General features: G+C 68.0%; 4 protein-coding genes. 2 read left to right on the top strand and 2 right to left on the bottom strand.

Going from position 1 to position 6,502, the window contains the following annotated elements:
* Window positions 1-123: 123 nt before the first annotated feature.
* The gene (locus HOP12_12250; protein ID NOT34926.1) at window positions 124-996 is read right to left on the bottom strand and encodes a DUF2911 domain-containing protein; all 873 of its coding nucleotides are present in this window, start codon (window positions 994-996) and stop codon (window positions 124-126) included.
* Between the two features lie 167 nt (window positions 997-1,163).
* Here HOP12_12250 and HOP12_12245 point away from each other — a divergent pair, with 167 nt between their 5' ends.
* The gene (locus tag HOP12_12245) at window positions 1,164-3,299 is read left to right on the top strand and encodes a dehydrogenase (GenBank protein NOT34925.1); all 2,136 of its coding nucleotides are present in this window, start codon (window positions 1,164-1,166) and stop codon (window positions 3,297-3,299) included.
* On the opposite strand, the gene HOP12_12240 is transcribed toward HOP12_12245, so the two are convergent.
* Window positions 3,296-5,668 (bottom strand): penicillin acylase family protein, encoded by a 2,373-nt coding sequence (locus HOP12_12240; GenBank protein NOT34924.1) that lies wholly within the window; start codon window positions 5,666-5,668, stop codon window positions 3,296-3,298. The two genes, HOP12_12245 and HOP12_12240, sit on opposite strands and share 4 nt — an antisense overlap.
* Before the next feature lie 264 nt (window positions 5,669-5,932).
* Between HOP12_12240 and HOP12_12235 the strand changes: the two genes are divergently transcribed.
* Window positions 5,933-6,502: ROK family protein (locus tag HOP12_12235; protein NOT34923.1), on the top strand; the 570-nt coding region annotated here is incomplete at its 3' end.

Below are 6,502 nucleotides of genomic sequence, written 5' to 3'. Positions count from 1 at the left end.
CCTCGCGCCACTGCGGCCTGAGTCCGCGCGCCACGGCCGCGTGCGCCGTCACGGAGGCGGCGACGCGAAACGGGCGCCCGGCCGCAGCCGAACGCCCGTCGTCGATGCCCGTGTGGAGCGGAACTACTTGGTCGCCGACCACTCCGCGATCAGTTTCTCAGTCGGGGCGACGTCGGCCGGCGGCTTGGCGGCCTTGCCGAGTTCGACCGCCTTCTTCGCGGTGGCGATGGCATCCTTGGTGTTGCCGTCCTTGGCCAGCCACCGCGCGTGCAGTGCCAGATTCGCGTGGGTCGCCTGAATCGCGACCGACTTGTCGAGCCACTGCTTGCCTTCGACGAGCGCGAGGTTGTTGTCGAAGCTGTATCGCGCAGCGACGAACGGCGTGCGCCAGTCATCCGTCTTGGCGGCCGCGATCTCGGTGCGCGCCAGCGACAGGAAGCGCTCATTGACCTCGACCGTGATCGGCAGCGCGAGCGACAGCGTCTCCCATCGCAGCACCAAGTCGCACGAAGTCGGCGTCAGGTTGTCGAAGCCGAGCCACATCCACTCCTGATTCGGCTGACCCGTGACGGGCTTGGCGGTGACGCGCAGCTGATCCTGCTTGTCGTCGTACTCGTAAGCACCCCACAGTTCCTTCTGCTTGCTGAAGATCACCGTCCACGAGTCCTTGCTCGGAATCGTGAAGAAGCTGTAGGTGCCGGCCGGCAACGTCTTGCCCGCGACCTGGATGTCGGTCGAGGTCGTGAACGTCGTCGCTTCGTTCGCGCCGGTGCGCCACGGCTTGTCCATCGGAACCAGCTCGCCCCAGATCTTGCGGGCCTTGACGCCCGGTCGGCTGTAGGTCATCGAGAGATTCGTGAGTCCGACGCCCTGAGTGACGGAAGCGTTCGGGCTCGGGCGCGGCGGCGTGAGCTCGGCATGGGCGAACGGCGCGAGCAGCGCCACCGCGAGCGCGAGCGTGGCGACGCCGGGGATCCTGCGTCCAACGTTGATCATGAGTTCTCCTGGAAGTGGTGAGTCGAAGTCGCCGGGGGCCGACGCGCGTGGGTTCGACGCGTCGCCGCGGCGCAGGCTAGCAGAAGCAAACCGTTGCCGGGTCAGGTTCAGGTCAGGTAGTCTCGTGCGACTTGTTTCGTCCCCAACGACCCCGGAGAACACGCCCCATGGCGGCCACTCGCGCCCAGACGGCTTCGGCCGCTCGATATCACGGGCTCACCCGCGACGAACTCGTCGGCATGTACCGCAACATGCTGACCTCGCGCCGGATCGACGACGAGGAGATCCGCCTCAAGAAGCTCAATCTGGTGTTCTTCCAGATCTCCGGCGCCGGTCACGAGGCGGTACTCACGGCGGCCGGCAAGCTGCTGAAGCCGGGTCACGACTGGTTCTATCCCTACTACCGTGACCGCGCGTTGTGCCTGCAGCTCGGCATGACGCCGCGCGAGATGTTCCTGTCGTCGGTGGGCTCGATGGAAGACCCCAACTCGGGCGGCCGGCAGATGCCGAGCCACTGGGGTCATCAGAAGCTCAACATCGTTTCGCAATCGAGCCCGACCGGGACCCAGTTCCTCCAGGCGGTGGGAGCCGCCGAGGCGCTCGTCAAGTACAAGGACCTGGAGCCCGAATACCCCGAGCTCAAGGGCCGAGCCAAGGGCGACGAGGTGGTGCTCGTCACCACCGGTGACGGCGCGACCAGCGAGGGCGAGTTCTGGGAAGCGCTGAGTTCCGCCTGCACGCTGCGGCTGCCGGTGCTGTTTCTGGTCGAAGACAACGGCTATGCGATCTCGGTGCCGGTCGACGTGCAGACGCCGGGTGGCAACGTGGCGCAGCTGGTCAAGAACTTCCCGAATCTTCACTGGGTCGGCGAAGTCGACGGCAGCGATCCGGTTGAATCCTACGGCGTGCTTCAGGAAGCGATCGCCTACTGTCGCGAACGCAAGGGGCCGGCGCTGGTGCGCGCGCTGGTGACGCGTCCGTATTCGCATTCGATGTCGGACGACGAATCCAAGTACAAGACCAAGGCGGTGCGCGACGAAGAGGCGAAGCTCGACTGCATTCCCAACTTCGGCCGCTTTCTGGTCGAAGAGGGACTGATCGACGAGGCCGGACTCGAGCGCGTCGCGACCGAAGTGCAGACCCACGTGCGCGCGGAATCGGAATCGGCGCTCAAGAGCCAGCAGCCGCCTCCACATGCGGTGACGATGTTCGTGTACTCGCCGAACGTCGACCCGACCTCGGATCGCTTCGCGGTCGAACCGCAGATCGATCCGGCGAGCCAGCCCGAGACCCTTCTGCAGCTGGTGAACTACTGCCTGCGGGACGAGATGAAGCGCGACTCGCGCATCATCATGTTCGGTGAGGACATCGCCGACGCTTCGAACGAGGAATTCCTCGAGGAAGTGAAGGGCAAGGGTGGCGTGTTCGGCGTGACCTGGGGATTGCAGAAAGCGTTCGGCGGCAAGCGCGTCTACAACTCACCGCTGGCCGAAGCGAACATCGTGGGGCGTGCGATCGGACTCGCGACGCTCGGATTCCGCCCGGTGGTCGAGATCCAGTTCTTCGACTACATCTGGCCCGCGATGATGCAGATCCGCAACGAGCTCTCGAACCTGCGGTGGCGCTCGAACAACGCGTTCGCGGCGCCCGTGATCATCCGCTCGGCGTATGGCGGCTACCTGCAGGGTGGAGCGCCCTACCACAGCCAGTGCGGCGAGAGCATCTTCGCGCACTGCCCGGGACTGCGGGTCGTGATTCCGAGCACCGCGATGGACGCGAACGGCCTGCTGCGAACGGCACTGCGCAGTGAGGATCCGGTGTTGTTCCTCGAGCACAAGCACCTCTACCGCCAGCCCTACGCCAAGTCACCGTACCCGGGCCCCGAGTACACGGTGCCGTTCGGCCGCGCGCGGGTGGTGAGAGAGGGCAGCGACGTGACGGTCGTGACGTACGGTGCACTGGTGCAGCGAAGCTACCTGGCCGCGCAGGAGCTCGCAGAGGAAGGGATCGAAGTCGAGATTCTCGACCTTCGAACCGTGATGCCGTTCGACATGGAAGCGATCGCGCGCTCGGTGCGAAAGACCGGTCGCGTGATCGTGGCCCACGAGGACACGCTCACCTGTGGCTTCGGTGCCGAGATCGCCGCACGCGTTTCAGACGATCTGTTCTGGGACCTCGATGCGCCGGTCAAGCGAGTCGCCGCGATGGACGTGTTCTGCGCGTACGCGCCGACCAGCGAAGAGCTGATCCTGCCGCAGAAAGACGACATGCTGCGTGCGATGCGGGATCTGGCGCGGGTCTAGCGCCGTCCCCTCGGTTCGAGTCGCCACTCGCTTTCTTTCAACTCATCGATCCGCGACCAGTCGAGATGGAGCGGGATGTATTCGCGGTTCGACCACGCATCGAGCAGGTCGCGCGCGTGGGGGCCGCGCCCCGAGTTGCCGGGCGGCAGCACCGCCCACGAAACGCCCGGCACGGCGAGATCGACGAGGTGACGCCACATCGGACCGTGCACGACGGTGGTCGACCAGGGCAGTCGCGAGGCTCCCACCGAGGGCGTCGAGTTGTCGCCGTCCATGACCTGAGAAGGCGGCGCGAACGCCGAGTCGCGCCACGCCAGCTCGTGCTTGAAGCGCGCGCGGTGTGCGCGCTCCCAGGTCCAGGTGGAAAGCGTTTCGCCGAGGTGAGCGGTGAGTCGAGCGAGTGCCGTGTCGAGTGCCGCGACCGCCGCAACCGCTGCGCGCTCGAGCGAGTCGGTACCCGGCCGGCGCAGCGCCTCGGGTGCTCGACCGTCGAGTGCTGCGAGCGCGAGGCCCGGTACCGCCTCGAAGCCCGAGCGCCGCAGAAACGCCCCGTACCACGCGCGGTAGAGCGTCGGGCCGACGCGGTCACGCTGCGCGAGCCCGTCCCAGCGACGCAGCGAGTCCACCGCTTCACGCTCGCGCGCCCCGAGCGAGTTCCAGATCGAATCCGCGCACGCCACCAGTCGAGGCCTGACGCGCTGCGAGGGCCGCGAGAACCGATCGCCCTGCACGCGCTCGAGGTCGTCGAGGCTCACGGTCTCGAGTGCCGAGAGGCGCTCGGCGATCCGCAGCGCTCGATCCTGCAGCCAGTCGTAGCGCGGAAGTCGTTCGGGGTAGGCCGCCCCGATCGGCAGGTTGTTGCCGTTCGCGACGAAGCCATGAGACGGGACTTCCCAGTGCGGCAGATGATCGCCGATCCGCTCGCCGCTCCACTCGTGACGCCCGTCTGACGGCAGCGGTCCCGGGCCGGGGCGGAAGTTACGTCGAGGCAGCGCTCCGGCGACCTGGTACTCGACATGCCCCTGGCTGTCGGCGACCACCCAGTTGAAGGCCGGGCGCACCAGGGTGCCGAAGCGTCGGGCGCCGCGCCGCGCGTCGGTCTCACGCTCGATGCCGACCAGCTCGCGCAGCGTGAACGAGGAATCGGAACCCGCCCACTTCACGCTGAGTGCGAGCCTCGACTTTCGATCCCAGGCCACCACCGGACCGTGCGGCGTGTAGCGCCGCTTCTGGCCGAACGTCGGGAGATCGAATACGCCGAGTGCGCGGAAGCGCATGCGGTAGTCGCCTTCGCGAACCGGTACCCAGCCGTCTCCGAATCGGACTCTCGAGCCGTCGCTCGAAATCGTGTCGGCGTAGACGTCGACCAGGTCGGCGGACAACGTGGTGAGTCCCCACGCCATGGCGCGATTGCGGCCGCTCACCAGGACCGGCACACCCGGGGCTCCCGCGCCGATTGCGTCGAGGCCGGCTGCGGTGCAATGGAGATGCACCGCGTAGAGCGTGCCCGGGGCGCCGAGCGGAAGATGCGGATCGTTTGCGAGCAGCGGGCGGCCGCTCGCGCTGCGGTTGGCGCCGACCGCGAACACGTTGCTCGCGCGCTGCTCGGGATCGCGGAGTGGGGCGACCCATGGCGCCAGGTCGGCGCGTGCGCGGGCGACGAGCATCGCCAGTGCCGGCGCGATCGGACGCGGTGCCGCGGACCAGACCGCGACGTGCTGCGAGTCGGGTGCACCGTAGAGGCGGCGCGCGGCGGAGTCCGGGATCGTGGTGTAGACCTGCTCGCCTTCGAAGCGCCGCCGCGCTTCGAAGCGCTCAAGACCGCCGGTTTTCAGTTCGTCCGCCTCATCGAACTCGTCGGCATCGAAGTCCAGCACGAACGCCTGCGCCAGGATGTCGATGTAGACATCTTCGGGCACCCAGTCGGTCGGGTAGCGCCGCAGGGTCGTGAACTCGGGGGCCCACGGAATCGCACCCGCGCGGTTGAGCGCGAAGCAGGCGTTGATGCCGGCCACGTAAGACTCGAGCGCGCTCCGCACGTTCGAGTCGGCGCGATCCCGTGCCCACAGAGTGGATGCGCGCTCCGGCAACTCGAACAACTGCGCGCCGCCGTCGGCGCGCAGCGAACGATTGCCGAACCACTCCCACATCGTGCCATGGGCGGAGCGTCGCAGGTGCTCGAGCTGCCACGCGCGATCGCGAGCGGTCACGAAGCCCCAACCGAAGTAGAGGTCCGCGAGCGACTGAGCGCTCACGTGCGGCACGCCGTTGCGATCGGTGACGATTCGAACCGTCGCGCCGACACCTTCGATCGGCAGAAGTGTATCGCGCTGCGCAGCCCACGAAGCGAGCAGCGCACGTTCGAGCATCGCTGTGCGCGGGGTGGGCGGGGCGCCGCAGGACCCGAGCACCAGCAGGCCCAGAGCGCCTGCAATCACGATTGATGGAACACCGGGGCGTCGTGACCTCGGAGCGGAGAGCATGCGCGGCACTCTAGCGCCGTCGATCACGGTCGCCAAAGTTGCCTGTGCTAGCCTGCGCGCCGCGGGTCTGCTGGCGATCACGACCACGCCGATTCCACGGTCGATCGCCATGGCGCCGGTCGGTTCGCGGCGACTCGAGAGGGCGTTCCGATGTCGATCGGACTGGATCTCGGCGGCACCGATCTCAAGGCGGTCCGGCTTGCGGACTCGGGAGAGGTCCTCGCGTTCGCGCGGGTGCCCTCGCGGGCGCTCGAGTCGCACTCGGGTCCCTACGAGGCTGCGATCGCGGTGCTCGAAGCACTGGGATCCGGCGACGCGGGCGAGGCGCGAGCGACGATCGGATTCGGTTGCCCGGGCGTGATCGATCCATCGACCGGTGTGCTGCGCGGCGCGACCGCCCACCTGCCGCACTGGCACGACGAGCCGGTGCGTGACGAGCTCGAGCGCCGCCTGGGGCGCCGGGTGGTGGTGGACAACGACGCCAATCTCGCCGCGCTGGCCGAGCATCGGCTGGGCGCCGGGAGAGACGCACACACGCTGGTGCTGGTCACACTCGGCACCGGCATCGGGTGCGGGATGGTGATCGACGGGCGTGTCCATCGTGGTGCGTGGGGCGGAGCCGGAGAACTCGGGCACATCCCGCTCGGGGACGGCGCGCTGGAGTGCGCGTGCGGCGTGCCGGGCTGCGTCGAGCCCGAGGCCTCGGCAAGCGGACTGGTG

Source organism: Candidatus Eisenbacteria bacterium (assembly GCA_013140805.1).
Lineage (GTDB): Bacteria > Eisenbacteria > RBG-16-71-46 > RBG-16-71-46 > RBG-16-71-46 > JABFRW01.
Note: the sequence above shows the minus strand (reverse complement) of the source record. Positions and strands in the feature narration are given on the sequence as shown.

Excerpts from the sequence above, each read along its gene's own strand:
- HOP12_12240 (NOT34924.1), bottom strand. The coding sequence starts at position 5,668 with ATGCTCGAACGTGCGCTGCTCGCTTCGTGGGCTGCGCAGCGCGATACA.
- HOP12_12245 (NOT34925.1), top strand. The coding sequence starts at position 1,164 with ATGGCGGCCACTCGCGCCCAGACGGCTTCGGCCGCTCGATATCACGGG.
- HOP12_12250 (NOT34926.1), bottom strand. The coding sequence starts at position 996 with ATGATCAACGTTGGACGCAGGATCCCCGGCGTCGCCACGCTCGCGCTC.